19 protein-coding genes and 1 pseudogene are annotated in these 16388 nt (G+C 60.3%); 12 read left to right on the top strand and 8 right to left on the bottom strand.

What is annotated here, in order from left to right; translation table 11 throughout:
* Window positions 1-8: 8 nt before the first annotated feature.
* Both HHL08_RS20535 and HHL08_RS20530 read right to left on the bottom strand, forming a co-directional pair.
* Window positions 9-416 (bottom strand): ArsR/SmtB family transcription factor, encoded by a 408-nt coding sequence (locus HHL08_RS20535; protein WP_008830445.1) that lies wholly within the window; start codon window positions 414-416, stop codon window positions 9-11.
* Entirely contained in the window at window positions 416-1039 is a 624-nt protein-coding gene (locus tag HHL08_RS20530; protein ID WP_048939566.1) for a peroxiredoxin, read from the bottom strand. The genes HHL08_RS20535 and HHL08_RS20530 overlap by 1 nt, the downstream gene beginning before the upstream one ends.
* A gap of 85 nt (window positions 1040-1124) precedes the next feature.
* Here HHL08_RS20530 and HHL08_RS20525 point away from each other — a divergent pair, with 85 nt between their 5' ends.
* The 11 genes and pseudogenes from HHL08_RS20525 to HHL08_RS20475 form a co-directional block, all read left to right on the top strand.
* The gene (locus HHL08_RS20525; RefSeq protein WP_169574854.1) at window positions 1125-2042 is read left to right on the top strand and encodes an MBL fold metallo-hydrolase; all 918 of its coding nucleotides are present in this window, start codon (window positions 1125-1127) and stop codon (window positions 2040-2042) included.
* Entirely contained in the window at window positions 2042-2479 is a 438-nt protein-coding gene (locus tag HHL08_RS20520) for a YeeE/YedE family protein (protein WP_199909733.1), read from the top strand. Before HHL08_RS20525 ends, HHL08_RS20520 begins: the two co-directional genes overlap by 1 nt.
* On the top strand, window positions 2479-2904 hold the full coding sequence (locus HHL08_RS20515) for a DUF6691 family protein (RefSeq protein WP_008830449.1): 426 nt from the start codon (window positions 2479-2481) through the stop codon (window positions 2902-2904). The genes HHL08_RS20520 and HHL08_RS20515 overlap by 1 nt, the downstream gene beginning before the upstream one ends.
* An 18-nt stretch (window positions 2905-2922) precedes the next feature.
* Window positions 2923-3357, top strand: a complete 435-nt coding sequence (locus HHL08_RS20510) for a TIGR01244 family sulfur transferase (protein WP_046406874.1) — start codon at window positions 2923-2925, stop codon at window positions 3355-3357.
* The gene (locus HHL08_RS20505; RefSeq protein WP_070156781.1) at window positions 3354-4586 is read left to right on the top strand and encodes an NAD(P)/FAD-dependent oxidoreductase; all 1233 of its coding nucleotides are present in this window, start codon (window positions 3354-3356) and stop codon (window positions 4584-4586) included. The genes HHL08_RS20510 and HHL08_RS20505 overlap by 4 nt, the downstream gene beginning before the upstream one ends.
* Window positions 4583-5365 carry a sulfite exporter TauE/SafE family protein gene (locus tag HHL08_RS20500; RefSeq protein ID WP_206378010.1) on the top strand — a complete coding sequence of 261 codons (783 nt, stop codon included), beginning with the start codon at window positions 4583-4585 and terminating at the stop codon, window positions 5363-5365. Before HHL08_RS20505 ends, HHL08_RS20500 begins: the two co-directional genes overlap by 4 nt.
* A 29-nt stretch (window positions 5366-5394) precedes the next feature.
* Window positions 5395-6174, top strand: coding sequence for a TlpA disulfide reductase family protein (locus tag HHL08_RS20495; RefSeq protein ID WP_235955195.1), 780 nt, complete (start codon window positions 5395-5397; stop codon window positions 6172-6174).
* Complete coding sequence (locus tag HHL08_RS20490; protein ID WP_048939562.1) at window positions 6171-6800, top strand: DsbA family protein; 630 nt, start codon at window positions 6171-6173, stop codon at window positions 6798-6800. The genes HHL08_RS20495 and HHL08_RS20490 overlap by 4 nt, the downstream gene beginning before the upstream one ends.
* Before the next feature lie 53 nt (window positions 6801-6853).
* The gene (locus HHL08_RS20485; RefSeq protein ID WP_234415796.1) at window positions 6854-7444 is read left to right on the top strand and encodes a DsbA family protein; all 591 of its coding nucleotides are present in this window, start codon (window positions 6854-6856) and stop codon (window positions 7442-7444) included.
* Window positions 7445-7464: 20 nt separating this feature from the next.
* The gene (locus HHL08_RS20480; RefSeq protein WP_048939560.1) at window positions 7465-8355 is read left to right on the top strand and encodes an MBL fold metallo-hydrolase; all 891 of its coding nucleotides are present in this window, start codon (window positions 7465-7467) and stop codon (window positions 8353-8355) included.
* 490 nt (window positions 8356-8845) lie between these two features.
* Window positions 8846-9097: pseudogene (locus tag HHL08_RS20475) on the top strand (tyrosine-type recombinase/integrase); the annotation flags it as partial.
* Window positions 9098-9490: 393 nt separating this feature from the next.
* On the opposite strand, the gene bioD reads toward HHL08_RS20475, so the two are convergent.
* From bioD to HHL08_RS20460, 3 genes are read right to left on the bottom strand one after another with little or no spacing between them, the layout of a single operon-like run.
* Window positions 9491-10213 (bottom strand): dethiobiotin synthase, encoded by a 723-nt coding sequence (bioD, locus tag HHL08_RS20470; RefSeq protein ID WP_328804712.1) that lies wholly within the window; start codon window positions 10211-10213, stop codon window positions 9491-9493.
* Window positions 10173-10613 carry an acyl-CoA thioesterase gene (locus HHL08_RS20465; protein WP_206378009.1) on the bottom strand — a complete coding sequence of 147 codons (441 nt, stop codon included), beginning with the start codon at window positions 10611-10613 and terminating at the stop codon, window positions 10173-10175. Before HHL08_RS20465 ends, bioD begins: the two co-directional genes overlap by 41 nt.
* A gap of 32 nt (window positions 10614-10645) precedes the next feature.
* Window positions 10646-10993 carry a hypothetical protein gene (locus HHL08_RS20460; RefSeq protein WP_119749384.1) on the bottom strand — a complete coding sequence of 116 codons (348 nt, stop codon included), beginning with the start codon at window positions 10991-10993 and terminating at the stop codon, window positions 10646-10648.
* A gap of 283 nt (window positions 10994-11276) precedes the next feature.
* Between HHL08_RS20460 and HHL08_RS20455 the strand changes: the two genes are divergently transcribed.
* Window positions 11277-12185 carry a hydrogen peroxide-inducible genes activator gene (locus HHL08_RS20455; RefSeq protein WP_119749386.1) on the top strand — a complete coding sequence of 303 codons (909 nt, stop codon included), beginning with the start codon at window positions 11277-11279 and terminating at the stop codon, window positions 12183-12185.
* A 4-nt stretch (window positions 12186-12189) separates the two neighbouring features.
* Here the strand turns inward: HHL08_RS20455 and HHL08_RS20450 are convergent, their stop codons facing one another.
* The 3 genes from HHL08_RS20450 to HHL08_RS20440 all read right to left on the bottom strand — a co-directional run bounded on the left by HHL08_RS20450 (window position 12190) and on the right by HHL08_RS20440 (window position 16388).
* Complete coding sequence (locus HHL08_RS20450) at window positions 12190-13596, bottom strand: TolC family protein (RefSeq protein WP_328804711.1); 1407 nt, start codon at window positions 13594-13596, stop codon at window positions 12190-12192.
* A 25-nt stretch (window positions 13597-13621) separates the two neighbouring features.
* Window positions 13622-14581 (bottom strand): efflux RND transporter periplasmic adaptor subunit, encoded by a 960-nt coding sequence (locus HHL08_RS20445; protein WP_328804710.1) that lies wholly within the window; start codon window positions 14579-14581, stop codon window positions 13622-13624.
* Between the two features lie 100 nt (window positions 14582-14681).
* The gene (locus HHL08_RS20440) at window positions 14682-16388 is read right to left on the bottom strand and encodes an ABC transporter transmembrane domain-containing protein (RefSeq protein WP_169574853.1); all 1707 of its coding nucleotides are present in this window, start codon (window positions 16386-16388) and stop codon (window positions 14682-14684) included.

Raw genomic sequence — 16388 nt, 5'->3', positions numbered from 1 at the left:
CGAAATGATCAGCCAACTCTCGCAAAAACGGCCGCACCGATGTTTTGCGGTCGAACCACGGACGGCGTCTCGCGCGGTCGCACTGGGCGGGGGGCCGGGGCCGTTTGGGGAGCCGACAGATCGTCGGCTCCGAACATCGCCTCCAGGGTTCGCACACACAGTGCGGCTGCATCGTCGGCAAGACGGTAGTGAACCTGCTTCGCCTCACGCCTGGTCTTCACCAGATCGGCGCGCCGCAGCTCGGCAAGCTGCTGACTGAGCGCTGGTTGGGTCACGCCCGTGGCCGCCTCGATGTCCGCCACCTGCCGTTCGCCACCCAGCAGATAGGACAGGATCATAAGGCGCTGCGGCTGCGCGAACACGCGCAGCTTCTCGACTGCAACGTCGGCAAGCGCGCGGGACTGGTAGATCGCCATCACCGGTCAGCCTTCGTCTGGTGAAACCAGTCGGCGCCTGCGTTCCCCGGCAAAGCGGGAGGCAGGAGCACGTCGTCGCCCGGCTGCCAGTCAGCGGGCGTATAGGCCTCGCCATCGGCCGAACGCTGCAACGCCCTGACCGTGCGAAGCATCTCGTCGACCGAGCGCCCGACATTCATCGGATACCAGCTGAGTGCGCGGATAATGCCTCCGGGATCAATGAAGTAGGTTGCACGTACCGTTGAGGCATCGCCAGCCTGCTCGTCGAGCATGCCGTAGGCATACCCAACCGCCATCGACGGATCCTCGATCACCGGAAACGGCACCTCGACATCAAAAACGTCGTGGATCGCGCGAAGCCAGGCGACATGAGAGTAGAGGCTGTCGACCGACAGCCCCAACAATACGCAATCCAGCTCCTCGAATTGAGGAGCCGCTTTAGCCAAGGCCACAAACTCGCTCGTGCAAACCGGCGTGAAGTCGGCAGGGTGCGAGAAAAACACAATCCAGCGCCCACGATACTGATCGAGCGCAATCTCGCCCTGAGTGGTGCGGGCGGTGAAGTTCGGGGCTGCATCCCCGATGCGCAGCGAGCGCGGCATGTTCGCATCCATCATTTCCATTCCTCCCAAATGGCACGAACACCCCGTTGACGCAATACGTTTACACAACTACATAAACCGTGAGGTTGTCTAAATGGAGATGGTCATGGACCCGGTTTTGAGCGAAGCCAATGCCCAGATCAGACGCGCAAAAGCGGCCGGAGCGCCGGTCGTTCAGTCCTTCTTTGATGAGCCTACCAACACAGCGACCTACGTCGTTTGGGACGTGGCGACGAAAAAGGCTGCGATCGTCGACAGCGTCCTCGATTTTGACGCCGCGGCTGGCCGGACCAAAACCGCGTCGGCGGACGCAGTGATCGCTTACGTGCGGGATCAGGGACTGACGGTCGATTGGCTGCTGGAAACCCATGCTCATGCCGATCACCTGTCTGCGGCACCTTATCTTCAGCAGGCGCTTGGCGGGCAGCTCGCGATCGGTCGTGAGATCATCCGGGTCCAGAACGTATTTGGCAAAATCTTCAACGCTGGCACCGACTTCGAGCGCGATGGCTCGGAGTTCGACCGGCTGTTTGAGGACGGCGACCGCTTTGCCATCGGCAACATCGACGCCATTGCGCTGCACGTGCCCGGCCATACGCCGGCGGACATGGCCTATGCCATCGGTGACGCGGTCTTCACCGGCGATACGCTCTTCATGCCCGATTACGGCACCGCGCGGGCAGACTTCCCTGGTGGCGACGCACGCCAGCTATTCCGCTCGATCCGCCGGCTCATGCAGCTGCCGGACGAGACGCGCCTGTTCCTCTGCCACGACTACAAGGCGGTGGGCCGCGACGAATATGTCTGGGAAACGACTGTAGGCGCGCAGCGTGTCGGCAACGTCCATGTCCACGAAGGGGTCAGCGAAGACGACTTCGTCGCGATGCGGACCAGTCGCGACGCCACCTTGTCGATGCCGAAGCTCATCCTGCCCTCGATCCAGGTGAACATGCGCGGTGGTCATCTGCCGGAGCCGGAAGCCAACGGCACCCGCTACCTCAAAATTCCGCTGGATGCGCTGTGATGCCAGGCTTTCCCCATGCCATGCCGCTCGAAGGCTTCATCGGCGGGCTGATGATCGGTGTCGCCGCGGCGATCATGCTGCTCGGCAACGGCCGCATCGCCGGAGTCAGTGGCATGTTCGCGAGGGTTTTTGGTCTTTCCGCTGGAGGCCCACCATGGGCCCTCGCGCTGCTCTTTACCGCGGGTCTGCCCTTGGGCGCGGGTATTGCTGCGGCCAGTTTGGGCGTGAAAGCCAGCTTTCCGGCATCGCTTTCGCTGATCGCCGTCGCCGGTCTAGTCGTCGGTATCGGAACGCGGCTTGGGTCCGGGTGCACCAGTGGTCACGGCGTATGCGGCCTGTCCCGCCTGTCGCCCCGGTCCATCGCCGCGACCGTCACGTTCATGGCGACCGGCGTCGTCACGGTCACGATCATGCGTCTGTCCGGGGTGATACTGTGATGCGCCAGAACCTCATTTCACTCGCTAGCGGGACGCTGTTCGGCGCCGGCCTTGCCATCTCCGGAATGATCGATCCGGCGCGGGTGCGCGCGTTCCTCGATGTCACCGGCGCGTGGGACCCGACCTTGGCGTTCGTCATGGCAGGCGCGATCCTGCCGATGGCGATAGCCTGGTTCGTCGTGCGGCGTCGCTCGACCCCGATCGCGGCCGAACAATTCCACACGCCCGCCACCTCGCCGATCGACCGGCGCCTCATCGGCGGTGCGGCCTTGTTCGGCATAGGCTGGGGCATCGTCGGATTGTGCCCAGGTCCCGCCATTGCCGCACTGGCGATCCAGCCTCTGCCGGCACTGGTCTTCATCGCTGCAATGGCCCTCGGCGTTGCCGTCCACCGCTTTGCATTCACTTCCCGCCGTTCGGCCTGATCAGACAGGAGACATCACATGGCTTTCAAGCAGATCACCTCGTCCTTCTCTGCCGCCCCCCAGCTGACGCAAGACGACCTCGCCGCTGCCGCGAAGGCAGGATATCGCTCGATCATCTCAAGCCGCCCGGACGGCGAGGAGGCGGGCCAGCCAAGCGCGGAAGAAATGGCCCGAATGGCAGGCGACCACGGTCTCGCGTTTGCCCATGTCCCTATCGTACCGGGCAAGGCGACTGACGCCGATGCGGATCGCATGAAGGAGGCGCTAGCCACGCTGCCACAGCCGACGCTCGGCTTCTGCCGTAGCGGGACGCGCGCGGCGACCTTGTGGGCGTTGGCCGAGGCCGATCGCGCCGACCCGGCGACGATCGTCGACCAAGCAAAGGCAGCCGGGTACGACCTTGCCGATCTCACGCCTGCGCTGAAGCGCCGTTCCGAAAGGGCTGATCAATGACCTACGACATCGTCATCATCGGGGGCGGTGCCGCCGGCATCGCGACCGCTTCCAGCATTCTGAAGCGCAACGCCAAAGTGACGATCGCGGTCGTCGATCCGGCGACCGACCATTATTACCAGCCCGGCTGGACGATGGTGGGGGCCGGCGTCTTCACTCCCGAACAGACGCGCAAGGCCGAATCCGACATAATGCCAAAGGGCGTTAAGTGGGTACGGTTGCCCGCCGTTGCCATCGACCCCGACCGTAACACGGTCGAGCTCGAATACGGTGACACATTGACCTATCGCGTTCTGGTCGTCGCGCCCGGGCTGCGCCTGGCGTGGGAGAAGATCGAAGGGCTGCCTGAGGCTCTCGGCCGCAACGGCGTCACCTCCAACTATCGCTACGATCTGGCACCCTACACCTACCAGCTCGTCAAGGAATTGCGGCAGGGGCGGGCGCTGTTCTCGCAGCCACCCATGCCGATCAAGTGCGCCGGCGCACCGCAGAAAGCAATGTATCTCTCCTGCGACATCTGGCGCGATAGCGGCGTTCTCCCGGCTATCGACGTCGAGTTCCATAATGCCGGCGCAGCCCTGTTCGGGGTCCCGACCTACGTCCCGGCGCTGATGGAATATGTCGAGAAGTACGGCATCGATCTCAGGCTTGAGTCCAACCTGGTCGCAGTCGACGCCGATCGTCGTGTCGCCACGTTCGAGCGCAAGCAGGACGGCGTCTCCGAGCGGATCGAACGCCCGTTTGACATGCTCCACGTCGTTCCGCCCCAAGTGTCGCATGCCGTCGTTGCCAATAGCCCGCTCGCGGCTGCGAGCGGCTTCGTCGAGGTCGACGAGACTACGCTGCGGCACAAGCGATTTGAAAACATCTTTGGCCTTGGCGATGCCGCTGGCACCAGCAATGCCAAGACCGCCGCTGCTGCTCGCGTCCAGGCGCCCGTGGTCGCGGTCAACGCGCTGGCCGCGCTCGACGGCAGACCCCCCGTTGCCGACTATAATGGTTACGGCTCATGCCCGCTCACGGTCGAACGCGGTAAGATCGTCCTCGCCGAGTTCGGCTATGGCGGAAAGCTGCTGCCCAGCTTCCCATCCTGGCTGCTGGACGGAACGCGTCCGACGCGCGCCGCCTGGTTCCTGAAGGAGCGCATGCTGCCCCCGATCTACTGGCAGGGCATGCTGAAAGGCCGCGAGTGGATGGCCGCTCCACACGAGATCGGCAAGGCGGCATGATCCTCGAACCAATCCAGTATCTGCTTGGCGCCTTGTCCGGCAGCCTGGTCGGTTTCACCCTCGGGCTCGTTGGTGGCGGTGGCTCGATCCTCGCCGTGCCGCTCATGGTGTATCTGGTGCGCGTTCCCGACGCGCACCTCGCCATCGGTACGAGCGCGTTTGCCGTGGCGGCCAATGCCGCGACCGGTCTGATCGGTCATGCCAAGGCACATACCGTCAAATGGCGGTGCGGCGGCATGTATGCGACTGCCGGCGTCATCGGTGCGCTGCTCGGATCCACCGCGGGCAAGGCCGTCGATGGCGGCAAGCTCCTCTTTCTGTTCGCGCTCGTCATGATCGTCGTCGGCGTTGTAATGCTGCGCGGGCGGGGTGACGTTGGTAATCCCGGTGCAGAATGCAACCGGGAGAAGGCGCCCAAGGTGCTGGGTTATGGCCTCGGCACCGGACTGTTTTCGGGCTTCTTCGGCATCGGTGGTGGCTTCCTGATCGTTCCCGGACTGATCGGATCGACGGGCATGCCGATCCTCAACGCCGTCGGCACGTCGCTGATCGCCGTCACCGCGTTCGGGCTGACGACCGCTGCCAACTACGCGTTCTCCGGGCTTGTGGATTGGCCGCTCGCCTTCGCCTTCATCGGCGGTGGGGTTATCGGCGGGTTGATCGGCACGCGGATCGCTAAGCGTCTGGGCACGGGCAGTACACTCACCACGGTCTTCGCAACGCTGATCTTCGTGGTCGCAGCCTATATGCTCTGGAAGAGCGCAGGCGCGTTTCTGTGATGGGCAGCGCAATTGCCATCGGGCCGCTGATGATGGCGGTCGATCGCGGATTGGCGGTTCTGTGCGTCGCCGTGTTCCTCGGTTTGACGGCGCTGGCGGGACGGTTCCGCTTCCCGCGAGTGTCGATGGTCGCGACCAGTGCTATTGTCGTCGGGCTGGTGACGGCCCGGATCGGCTATGTCGCGACGCATTGGGCGAGCTACGCCGATGCTCCACTCTCCATCCTAGCTATATGGCAGGGAGGCTTCTCGGCCGTCGCCGGCCTCGCCGGCGCTGCGGTAACGCTGGCGTTCCGGCTCGGCCGAACGCGCGCTCTGGCGATAGGCTGGGCAGCGCTTGCCGTAGCTGGCGGCCTCTGGTTCACGCTTCAGGCGCTGATCCCGCCCGTGACCTACGGCCCCTTTCCCTATCATCTCGCCTTAACGACGCCATCCGGCGCTCCGCTCCCGCTTGATCGATTCCGGGGTCGTCCCTTCGTGGTCAATCTGTGGGCGACATGGTGCGGCCCATGCCGGCGCGAGCTGCCAATGCTCGATGCTGCTGCGTCGCGCCGTGGAGAGGTGCCGATTCTGCTCGCCGATCAGGGTGAGGCGCCGGCGACCGTTACCCGGTTCCTTACCCGCGAAGGCATCGGTGCTGGCAACGTCGCGCTTGATCCCGACCGTAGGCTTTCCCGAGCCTTCGAGGTCGCCGGCTATCCCGCAACCGCCTTCGTCGCCGCGGATGGCACGATCGTGCAGCTCCAGCTCGGAGAGTTGTCGCGCGCCGCGCTCGCCGATGGAATTGATAAGGCAAGGAAACATCGATGAACCGCCGCAACCTTCTCTTTCCCGGCATTCTAGCCGCGCTTGCTTTTGCCGTGCCGATGACACCTGCGGTCGGGCAGCAGCAGCCTGATTTGTCGCGCAAGGCAGTCATCGACGATCCCGTAGCCCCCAAGCGGGCCGGCACAGCCTATGACGTCACCGTTGTCGAGTTCTTCGACTACAACTGCCCCTATTGCCGTCGCATGGAGCCGGTGCTGAACGCGCTGCTTCGCTCCGACCCGAAGGTGCGGATCGTGTATCGGGATTGGCCGATATTCGGACCCGCCTCCCGCGAGGCGTCCCGGGCGGCCGTCGCGAGCCAGTGGCAAGGCAGGCATGCCGCCTTCCATGGAGCGCTGCTTGCCTCACCGGCGCGGCTCGACAGCGCCGCTATCAGGGCAGCTGCTGTGAAAGCCAAGGTGGATTGGCCGCGTCTGCAACGTGACCTGAAGACGCGTGGCGCGGAGATCGATGCGCTGCTGACGCGCACCAATGGCATTGCCGAGGCGATCGGATTTAACGGGACCCCGGCGCTGATCGTCGGCTCGCAGGTCGTGGCCGGCGCGGTCGATCTACCAACACTGCGCCGCCTCGTCGCAACGGCGCGCAGCAAGCCCGCAGGGCGTTGAGCGTGCCGGGGCCACTCAATCGGAGGCAGGCAGTCGGGCTCGGCGCTGTAGTCGTGGGGGGCTGGGCGGTCGGACAGGTACTGCGACGCACCGCCCCGATTGGGCGTGACGTTGGTCCAACCGCCGACCTGATCCTGGCAGGCGGCAGTTCGCCTGAACACGGTCCTGCCGATGCGACGCTGCGGCTTGCCGTCTTCACCGATTATCGTTGCCCGGCCTGCCGTCACGCCTTCCCCGCGTTGGAAGAGGCCGTGCGACGCGATGGCAAAGTTAGGGTCATCTACAAGGATTGGCCGATCTTCGGTCCACCGTCTGAACGTGCCGCGAGCGTTGCGCTCAGCTGTGCCGAACAGGGCATCTACCCGGTCGTCCATCGCCAGCTGATGGCCGACAACCGTACGATTGACGACGACATGCTGCGGGACGTCGTAATCGGCGCTGGCGGTGACTGGCTGAGCGCAACGACGTGGCTTGCTTCGCATGCACAGGCTGTCGCGGCGCGCCTGCGTGCGAACGGCCAAGAGGCCTATTCGATCGGCTTGGCCGGCACCCCGGGCTTTCTTGCCGGACGCATGCTGGTGATGGGCGCGATCGATCCGGGTGATTTCGAGCGGTTGTTCGCGCGGGCGCGGGCAGAAAGCTAACAGAGCGAAAGGATGAAAACATGATTGAGTATAAGCACGATGGTATGACCGTTGCGTCGCTCCATGACGAACGCACTGGTAGCTTCCAATATGTTGTCGTCGACGACACTACGAAGACGGCCGCGATCATCGATCCAGTCCTGGATTTTGACCCGCGCGCTGGCGCGACCGCGACCCGCAACGCCGATCTTATCCTCGACTATGTGCGCGAGAAGGGGCTGACCGTCGAATGGGTGCTCGACACCCACCCACACGCCGATCATTTTTCGGCCGTTCCGTACCTCGCCGGCAAGACCAGTGGCAAAACCGCGATCGGCAACAAGGTCGTGGAAGTGCAAAAGCTGTGGCGGGACATCTACTGCCTGCCCGATCTCGCCGTCGACGGCAGCCAGTGGGACCGGTTGTTTGCGGATGGCGAGCGTTTCCGGATCGGCACGCTCGATGCTCATGTCATGCTGTCGCCGGGCCATACGCTTGCCTCGATCACTTATGTCGTCGGTGACGCCGCGTTCGTTCACGATACGCTGATGGTTCCCGATAGTGGCACAAGCCGAGCGGACTTCCCGGGTGGTGATGCTCATTCGCTGTGGTGCTCGATCCGCGCCATCCTCGATCTGCCACCCGAAACCGCAACCTATGTTGGGCATGACTATGGCAAGGATGGCAGGGACGTACTTGGTCGCTCGACCGTCGCCGATCAGCGTCGCGACAACATCCATGTTCACGATGGCATCGACGAAGCCGAGTTCGTCGCGACCCGCGAGAAACGCGACGCATCGCTCCCACTACCCGACCTGATGCTCGCCGCGCTTCAGGTGAACATACGTGGCGGCCGGCTGCCGGATGCGGACAAGTGTGGGACGGCGTTTCTCAAGGTGCCTCTGAACCGGTTTGGACCTGGTGCTTCATAGCTCAGTCCGCGCTAGGGCAGCTGCTGTTTCAAGTGTCAGAACCGAACGGTTATGACCCTCGGAGGGCGGCGGTATTCGACCATGCCGGCTCGGAAAGCTGCCCGGGCGCTAACCACCGCTTTTTGCCGTCCGTAAGCCAACGGATCAGCATTGCGCGTCGGTCGCACCGAATGTGGTTTCTGTCTCACGGAGCGTGCGTTCCCCGCATCGATCCGTCTCACGCAATGCGAGCCGAAAACCGCCCTATATTGCAGTTCCGGGCGATCATCATTGCGAGCCGCTACAAGTAGCGGAGGGAATCACGATCGAACCAGGCTACCTCAACCAGACGGTGTTTCGGATTGGCCCGGACCGGGTGAATCACATTTTAGCAACCAACGTATTCATTAGGTTTTAACTGAGCTCGCGATCGTGTCCCACCTGAACCGCGCCGGGTTTGTCTGAGGCTCCAACTCCTGAGAAGGTGGAGCTATGACGAGCAAGGCGCGGCACCCCCCTGCCCCAGGCCAATGCCTTCGCGATGGTGCGCCGGCGCGCGGCGGCCGCCGAGATCGGGACGGCGATTAGCAACCACAGTTTCCGCGCGACCGGGATCACCGCCTATATGAAAAATGGCGGCACGTTGGAAACGGCCGCGACGATGGCGAACCACAGTTCGATCCGCACCACCCAGCTCTACGATCGGCGGCCCGATGATGACGATGATGTGACGCTGGACGAGGTGGAGCGGGTGTTAATTTAGGGTAGCGGAAAACCCCACTAGGCCGGTTGTCTGTAGCTCACCATTCCGACAGGGTTTTTCGTGCAGCCAGATCGGGAGCGCAAAGTCGTGATCGGGCGGGACGATCCATGTGTTTTCCGGCAAGGAGACTTTCGATCGATAAGCTGCCTGTTATGATGTAACGATGCAGTATATAAGGAATGGAATCCCTATAAAAACGATTGATATTAGTAAATTAGAGTCCGTAAATCGTTCCACATAAATCTTGAATTGAAATATATTTATGTATAACTTTCTAACTGTTAATCTTATTAAATATCGGCACATTTTTGCCTCGTATTTATCATCGTAATTATCATATTTTTTCGTAATAGAATACGATTTCAATTTTTCGAACAATATCATCTATGTTTATTAGTTTTTACAATTTATAAGTGAAATATCAATATAATCATTCATAGCCTGAATTAGGCTTTCAGTATTAAGTGTACTTAATATTGGCAAAATTCCTAGATTTGGTATTCCGGAATAATGCCCTATTATCCTCTGATTTTCTGTATGTTCTGGCGATCCTGAATAAATTACACCAATCAGTGGTATATTATATCGCTTCAACTTATCAATTGTCAGCAATGTATGGTTGATTGTTCCTACGGAATTTCTCGCACACAGAATTGCTGGCAATTTCCAGTCTTTGAATATGTCGATGAATAGAAGCTGTTCATTTAGAGGCACCATGACCCCGCCCGCCCCTTCGATTACCACTCCCTTTGCTTTGTCAGGGGTGAGGCAGAGGCGGCTTGGATCGATCATTTCACCCGCAAGACGGGCTGACAGATGCGGTGACGCCGGGACTGGAAATTTATAGACTTCCGGGACTATTCTTGATCGGTCGATCCCAGCCAATTCCATCACGCGTTCGGCATCGCCATCGGGATCGAGACCGGACTGTACAGGTTTCCAGTATCGCATTCTGAGCGATGCTACCAAACCGGCGGCGACCACGGTTTTGCCGACGTCGGTGTCGGTCCCGGTTACGATGAACGACATGATATTGCTTTCTGGATTGGATGAATATCGGTGTGATTTTCGTCCATCACCTTCGTTGGCCCGGATCGACTTTTTGAGGGCTTCCATCCGGCCCGATAGCCACAAATGTGAAGCGGCCCTCGGTTACCCGATGCTTGATCCCGCTGTCCTCGCTGTTGGCGATGGCGCGGACCTCAACGATCAGGGAGGTCCGCCCCTCTTCGACAACATCGGCGTAGAAGCTCACGACGTCGCCGACCTTGACCGGACGCAGAAACTCCATCGCGTCGACGGCGACGGTGACTACGCGGCATCTAGTCCTTTCTCTGGCGGCCGCCTCGCCCGCCAGGTCCATTTGGGCCAGCAGCCATCCGCCCCAAATGTCGCCTGCCGAGTTGGTATCTTTGGGCATCGCGCGAGTGCGGATTGCCGGTTCCTTCATCGGAGGCGGATTGACCGATACCGGATTTGGAGCATCCTCGTTCGCGCCGCCATTGCGCGTTGACATGGACAGGGTCCGCCGGGTGACTATCGGCTTGCTCATGGAACGTCCCAAGAAATTCCGTCAACTGCCGTGATGCTGACGAGTTGGGTGGGGCGAACGCAGCGGGATGCGATATTGAGGAGCACGGTGCAGGACGACGCCGATCCTCGGGCGATATAGGCCAGGGTTTCATGGTCTCTGGTAGCTAAGGGGACAGGCTTATAGGACGCCCGGCTCTCCACTATGATCTCAGCGGTTTGCGGTGTTGAAGGGGCGGTTTGCGAACCTTCGAGATGCTTCAGGTCGAACATATGAAAATTTGAAGCGGCGAAAGCCGTATCTGCCTGCTGCGGCGTTATCGCCGAGATTACCAGGAATGCCGACAACATAGCAGTCAGGGACATGGTGTAACCCTTTCAGGGAGAGGAAATAGTCTGGCGACGCACGAAGAGGGGGGTATCGACGTGCGTCGCCAGTGTCCGCCGCCAGCGATAAAGGCCGGTTGGGAGCCGCGGCGGCGGTAGCTGGCTGGGGTTGGCAACCTGTAGAGGAGGAAGAAACGATCTTGCCGATGTCTCTACAGTTTGCTTGCCCTTTGGGCTGTTGACGCCCTTATGGCTCATCATAAGTTTTCGAGCCAATCGAAATTTTATAGATTAAACGATAGAAGTTATCTATCGTTTGCCTATGCCATCCGTTCGCCAACTGGAATATCTCGTCGCGGTCGCCGACCTGCTGCACTTTGGTAAGGCGGCAGATGAATGTGGCGTATCTCAACCGACGCTGAGCCAACAGATCTCGGCGCTGGAAAAGCGGCTTGGTGCCGCGCTGATCGAACGAAAAGGCTGGGCGGTGCAAATGACACCGCTAGGTCGATTGGTGGTGGAACGGGCGCGACGGGTTCTTGTGGAAATTCAGGAAATTCGGTCAGTTGCTCGAAGATCCCGCGAGAAGATGGTCGGCGTCATTCGATTCGGAGTTACACCTACCCTTGGCCCCTACCTGATGCCGTCGCTGATCGCTTCACTCCATGCCGAACAGCCCGACATCAAACTCTATATTCGTGAAGGGCTTCCGACGGAGCAAGCCCTCGAGCTTGCGAGGGGTAACCTCGATATGATGATCGGGCCATTGCCTCTGATCGGCGAAGGGCTGGAAATCGAACCGTTGTTTCGCGAGCCGATGCATATCGTCGTCCCACCCCATCATCCACTTGCCGAAAAATCGAACGTGACGCGCCATGACCTGGCTGGTGAAGCATTTCTGTCGCTCGATCCTCGGCACCATTATCACCGGATGGTGGAAGGGATTTGTGACGACCTTCGTGCGGTCATTTTACGAGATTACGAAGGCACAAGCCTAGACAGCATTCAACAAATGGTAGGTTCCGGGATTGGCATAGCAGTCCTGCCTGAACTCTATCTGCGGTCCGATGTCGGGGGCGAGGCGTTGATACGTCGTGTCACGCCCGTCGATTGGCAGGTGACCCGCTCCATCGCGGCTGCATGGCGCCAAAATGCAGCAAATAGCGCCGATTTCCGCTTGATCGCGGCGCGCGTTCAAGCGGAAGCAAAACGCATTCTAAGCGACCATTGACACGTCACAGGCCAAGAGCCGCTGCATTGCCGGACGAGGCCGCAAGATCAGCATTGGCTGCAATCCGCCGCAATCGCTGATCAAGAAGGGTGAGAGAGACGCTGGCTGCTGCCTCTTCGCGCGAGTTCACGAGGAACAGGTCGCTAGCCCCCATGGTAAAACGCCGCCGTTCTGCGGCAGCCATCTCCTCTGCCCGCTGCTTTTCACCCTCAGACAAGGCGATCAATCGATCTGCCGCGCTGAGGGTGATGCCGATACCGTCTATCTCCGCCCTGATCTGTTCGTCCAGCCACTGCGTCCGACGGCGGTTTGCGTCGAGTTCAGCCTGGGTCTGCATCAGCTTGCCACGCGCGGCCCGTTGTTCCAGTGGTACCGAAAAGCGCAGTCCAAAACGAACGTCATTGCCACTTCGTGACACTCCGCCCAAGCCAACATCGCCAATATCCCGCGCCACTTCCATCTGGAGTTCGAGACGGGGCAGCAAGGCGTTCCGGTCCAAGGACAGACGGTCACGCACCAGTCGTTCTCGCAACTGTGCGACAATGAGGTCTGGCCGCGTCACCACCTGCGGAACATTGGCCATAGGTAGGGCGGGCAAGCTGACCGGCATTTGTTCCTTGCGGGGGATAAGCGGCCTGCCATCAGCATCGCGCCAATAGAGCGATAGAGTGTTGGCGGCATTGGCGACCGCCTGCTCTGACTGGACGACCATGGCTTGCCTTCGCAGCAGCGTTTGGTCGTTCTCAACCAGAATGATGCGTGGGCGCAGTCCAGCTTCGAACGATCGCTGCAAGCCTCGCTGCCGCTCCTGCGCCAGATCGAGAAGATGGCGATAAATTCCAAGGCGCTGTCCGGCGGCAACCCAATTTAGATAGGCGTCGAATGCCCTGCGTTGCACGCCGATCGCGACCATCTGCCGTTCTGCGTCGGCAACGGCCCGATCGGCGTCGGCGGAAACACGGCCAAAGCGCCGTTCATCGATCATCCGGTCCCGCAAAAGCGAGAAAACCGCGCCAGCCCTGATTTCGCCCAACTGGTTAGTGTAGTTTTTGTCCTCATAGATGGGGAAGCTTCCGCTCGACACGCGGTATCCGCCATATATCTGGCCGCCCCAATTCTCGATAGGGCGCGCGACTTTGGCGTCGGCATAAGTGCCGTTATAATAGCCCAAGACGCGCGACCCACCCTCGGCCGAAAATAACGTGTCGAACGCGCCCTCCGCGCTCAAACGTCTGCCATCGGCTGAACGTGCACGAGCCAATGCTTCCAGAATCTGGGGCGATTGTTTGGCCGAAGTGGCCAACACATCGTCCAAAGACAGTACTCCGGCGTCGGTGGGCGCGAGTGTGGGTAGCGCCGCAACATCCTGGGCCTTCCCTGGTGAAATCATGGCGGTAATTGCGAACAGCACAGCGGACAGGACGGGGAGATGGAGCCTATTTGGCATTGCCATCCCCCGTTGCGGCCTTGCCGAGAGTTCCGTCGATAGCACCTGCGGGATATTGCAGCGGAAAGTCGTTGAGCAGTCGCCAGAGTTCATAGCCCGATGTCACGGTATCCATCATCACCCAGCCACGAACCTTTGCACCAAGGCGCACGAACGGTTCCTTGGGCCACGGCCGTCCGCCGCGCCGTTGTTCGACCAATATGCGGAACAGGCCGTTACTCGATGCCGACACGTCGATCGCGCGGACCTGCCCGTCGAACATGCCCATTGCCACAGAAGGCCATCCACTGAACTGGATGGCGGGCCATCCTTCAAATTCCAGTCTGACGGGGCGTCCGGGATAGATGAGCGGAACATCGCGCCCATCGACATAGAGTTCGACAACCCGAACAGCCTCCTCCGGTGCGAAGGTCGCGAGGATTTCCCCCTCCTTCACCATCGTAGCCGTGTCGCCGCCGAGGATACGCAATATGCGGCCATTACGCGGAGCGCGCACGATTTGCACGGATTGCCGACTGATATCGATGTCGAGCCGGTTGCGATCAGCGAGACCCTTAGCAACTTTCGCGCCATAATCTTCAACCTTGATCTGGGCGAGTTCCAGGTCGCGGCGTGGCGACAGGCCTTCGCTATAAAGCTGCCCCATGCGGCCGACATCACGCTGAGCAACACCCATGGCTCGCCGTGTCGCTGCAATCTCTGCGTCGGCTTGGGCGCGTTCGGCGCGCAGACGTGAAATCAAACCTGGATCATTATCGGAAATGCGGGCTATCGGGTCACCCTTTCTGACGCGCGATCCGTCCGTGACGAACCATTGTTCGACGCGGCCAGGCACCAGGGCGGTCACATTTTGAACCCGATCGCGCGGATCGAGCGCGATGACTGTCCCAGTGCCGGTCGATGTTTGCACCCACGGAACGAGCAACAGGAACGCTATGGACCCTGCCATGCCCAACAGCAATATCCATGCCAGTGCGCGCGCGGGCCGTGGAACCGCTATGCTGGCAAGAGTTTTGAAATGCGAAATATGGTCGGTGCGGAATGGCATGTCAGCGTCCTCGCGCAGCAGTGCGGACGGCCTGAAATTCCAAGGCATCGCGCGTCAGCAGTTGTTTGTCGTGGCCCAACCAGAGCCAGTGATCGAAGGCGAGATTTTCGGACCTGCTAGTGAAGCATATGATTGTCGTAGCGAAATCATCGAGCATTCGTAGCGCTGGTCGCAACTCATGTGCTGGCAGCATATCGAAAAGGCCCGACAGAACGAGGATACGAGGCTCTGCCAGAATTGCACCGACCAGCTTGAGACGCATCGTGTCCGCAAGCGTCAACGGCCAGCCAGTCGAAGACAGCACGCAGTCCATTCCACCGGGTAAAGTGCTTATGCGACTGCCAAGGCCAACGGCATCCAACACGTCGAGAGTGCGCTCTGACGTTGCCTGTGGCGCAGCCAGACGCAGATAGTCACGGATCGAGCTTTCCACAATACTGGGTCGGTCAAGCACGATGACGTCACTGCGCAACTGGAAGATATCCAGCGCACCAATGTCTGCGCCGCCCAAAGTAATCAATCCTTCGGCGGGGCGGTAGTGACGTTTGAGAAGTCGGCTGAACAGCCTGTCGGCACCCGTGTCGCAGTCTGCCACGATATGGAGCCCTGCCGGGATCGTCAGATTGAAATTGCCACGTTCGCCGCCAACTTCCAGTCGCACAGATCGTAACGCAAGCGCGCCATCGCGCGGCCTCACGCCAGCGCCGCCAGCCAATGGTGCGTCTTCCTGATTGATGGTCCCGAACAACGCAAGTTCCTCGACCGCTGCCACAAGGTCATAGAATCCATCGAGATATGGACCTAGCTGTGCTGCTCCATAGAATATGCTTGAAAGAATCAACTCAGCCGCGACAAGTTGACCGATGGACAACTGGCCTTGAATGACCAGCCAACCACCCAGCGCGAGCAAGGCGGCGCTGGCGACAGCATAGAGCAGTAGTAATGCCACGCTTTGAGGGAAAGTCGCGCGAAAATGCTTTTGATGGGCACTGACATATGCAGCAGTTCGCTGTTCAGAGACATCCATGGCATAGTCGAGATGCCGACTGGATTTGTAGAATCCGTTAGAAGCACCGACACTTTCCAGCCAGTGGGCCGCCTCGTATTTGCGATGGCTGAGCGCCACTGCCGTTTCCATGGCTTTGCCGGCCCAGCCTTTCCAGATCAGCCAGACGCAGGCAATGAAGAGCAGGTTGAAGCCCAGAAAAATCGGATGGTAAAAGGATGTAACGATAAATCCGACCGCTGCCTGGAAGAAGATTGAGAACCCCCCGACCAACAACGACGGGATGGCCTTCTGGATATTCATCACCTCGAAAAAGCGATTGAACAGGTCGCCGCGGCGGTCGTCCTGAAAGAATGGATCTTGAGCGTGAACGGCCTGCAGGGTGATCTCCGCGACAAGCCGGGCAAAGAAGCGGCGACGGAAAATCTCCATCACATAGGTACGTAATGCACCCAGCAAAGCCCATAGCAGCAACAGGCACAGCAGGACGGCAGCGAGCGTGAAAAGTGGGGCCGGAAGGGCCGTGTTCGCAACCGAATTGATTAACATTTGCACAGAAATGGGCGTCGCCAGCGAAAGTAGGCCTATGGCTGCGCCGTAGATCAATACCAGGGTCATGAAGGCACGGTCGGGTGCCAGGGTGGCGCGCGCCCATCCCATGAATGCGCGCCAATCAATCCGTCCATGGGGATGGGCGGCCAT

The sequence above is a fragment of the Sphingobium psychrophilum genome, from assembly GCF_012927105.1.
GTDB classification, from domain to species: domain Bacteria; phylum Pseudomonadota; class Alphaproteobacteria; order Sphingomonadales; family Sphingomonadaceae; genus Sphingobium; species Sphingobium psychrophilum.
This window is presented reverse-complemented; position numbering and strand designations above follow the sequence as displayed.

Excerpts from the sequence above, each read along its gene's own strand:
- HHL08_RS20535 (WP_008830445.1), bottom strand. The coding sequence starts at position 416 with ATGGCGATCTACCAGTCCCGCGCGCTTGCCGACGTTGCAGTCGAGAAG.
- HHL08_RS20530 (WP_048939566.1), bottom strand. The coding sequence starts at position 1,039 with ATGGAAATGATGGATGCGAACATGCCGCGCTCGCTGCGCATCGGGGAT.
- HHL08_RS20525 (WP_169574854.1), top strand. The coding sequence starts at position 1,125 with ATGGACCCGGTTTTGAGCGAAGCCAATGCCCAGATCAGACGCGCAAAA.
- HHL08_RS20520 (WP_199909733.1), top strand. The coding sequence starts at position 2,042 with ATGCCAGGCTTTCCCCATGCCATGCCGCTCGAAGGCTTCATCGGCGGG.
- HHL08_RS20515 (WP_008830449.1), top strand. The coding sequence starts at position 2,479 with ATGCGCCAGAACCTCATTTCACTCGCTAGCGGGACGCTGTTCGGCGCC.
- HHL08_RS20510 (WP_046406874.1), top strand. The coding sequence starts at position 2,923 with ATGGCTTTCAAGCAGATCACCTCGTCCTTCTCTGCCGCCCCCCAGCTG.
- HHL08_RS20505 (WP_070156781.1), top strand. The coding sequence starts at position 3,354 with ATGACCTACGACATCGTCATCATCGGGGGCGGTGCCGCCGGCATCGCG.
- HHL08_RS20500 (WP_206378010.1), top strand. The coding sequence starts at position 4,583 with ATGATCCTCGAACCAATCCAGTATCTGCTTGGCGCCTTGTCCGGCAGC.
- HHL08_RS20495 (WP_235955195.1), top strand. The coding sequence starts at position 5,395 with ATGATGGCGGTCGATCGCGGATTGGCGGTTCTGTGCGTCGCCGTGTTC.
- HHL08_RS20490 (WP_048939562.1), top strand. The coding sequence starts at position 6,171 with ATGAACCGCCGCAACCTTCTCTTTCCCGGCATTCTAGCCGCGCTTGCT.
- HHL08_RS20480 (WP_048939560.1), top strand. The coding sequence starts at position 7,465 with ATGATTGAGTATAAGCACGATGGTATGACCGTTGCGTCGCTCCATGAC.
- bioD (WP_328804712.1), bottom strand. The coding sequence starts at position 10,213 with ATGGAAGCCCTCAAAAAGTCGATCCGGGCCAACGAAGGTGATGGACGA.
- HHL08_RS20465 (WP_206378009.1), bottom strand. The coding sequence starts at position 10,613 with ATGTCAACGCGCAATGGCGGCGCGAACGAGGATGCTCCAAATCCGGTA.
- HHL08_RS20460 (WP_119749384.1), bottom strand. The coding sequence starts at position 10,993 with ATGTCCCTGACTGCTATGTTGTCGGCATTCCTGGTAATCTCGGCGATA.
- HHL08_RS20455 (WP_119749386.1), top strand. The coding sequence starts at position 11,277 with ATGCCATCCGTTCGCCAACTGGAATATCTCGTCGCGGTCGCCGACCTG.
- HHL08_RS20445 (WP_328804710.1), bottom strand. The coding sequence starts at position 14,581 with ATGGCAGGGTCCATAGCGTTCCTGTTGCTCGTTCCGTGGGTGCAAACA.
- HHL08_RS20440 (WP_169574853.1), bottom strand. The coding sequence starts at position 16,388 with ATGGCCGCCCATCCCCATGGACGGATTGATTGGCGCGCATTCATGGGA.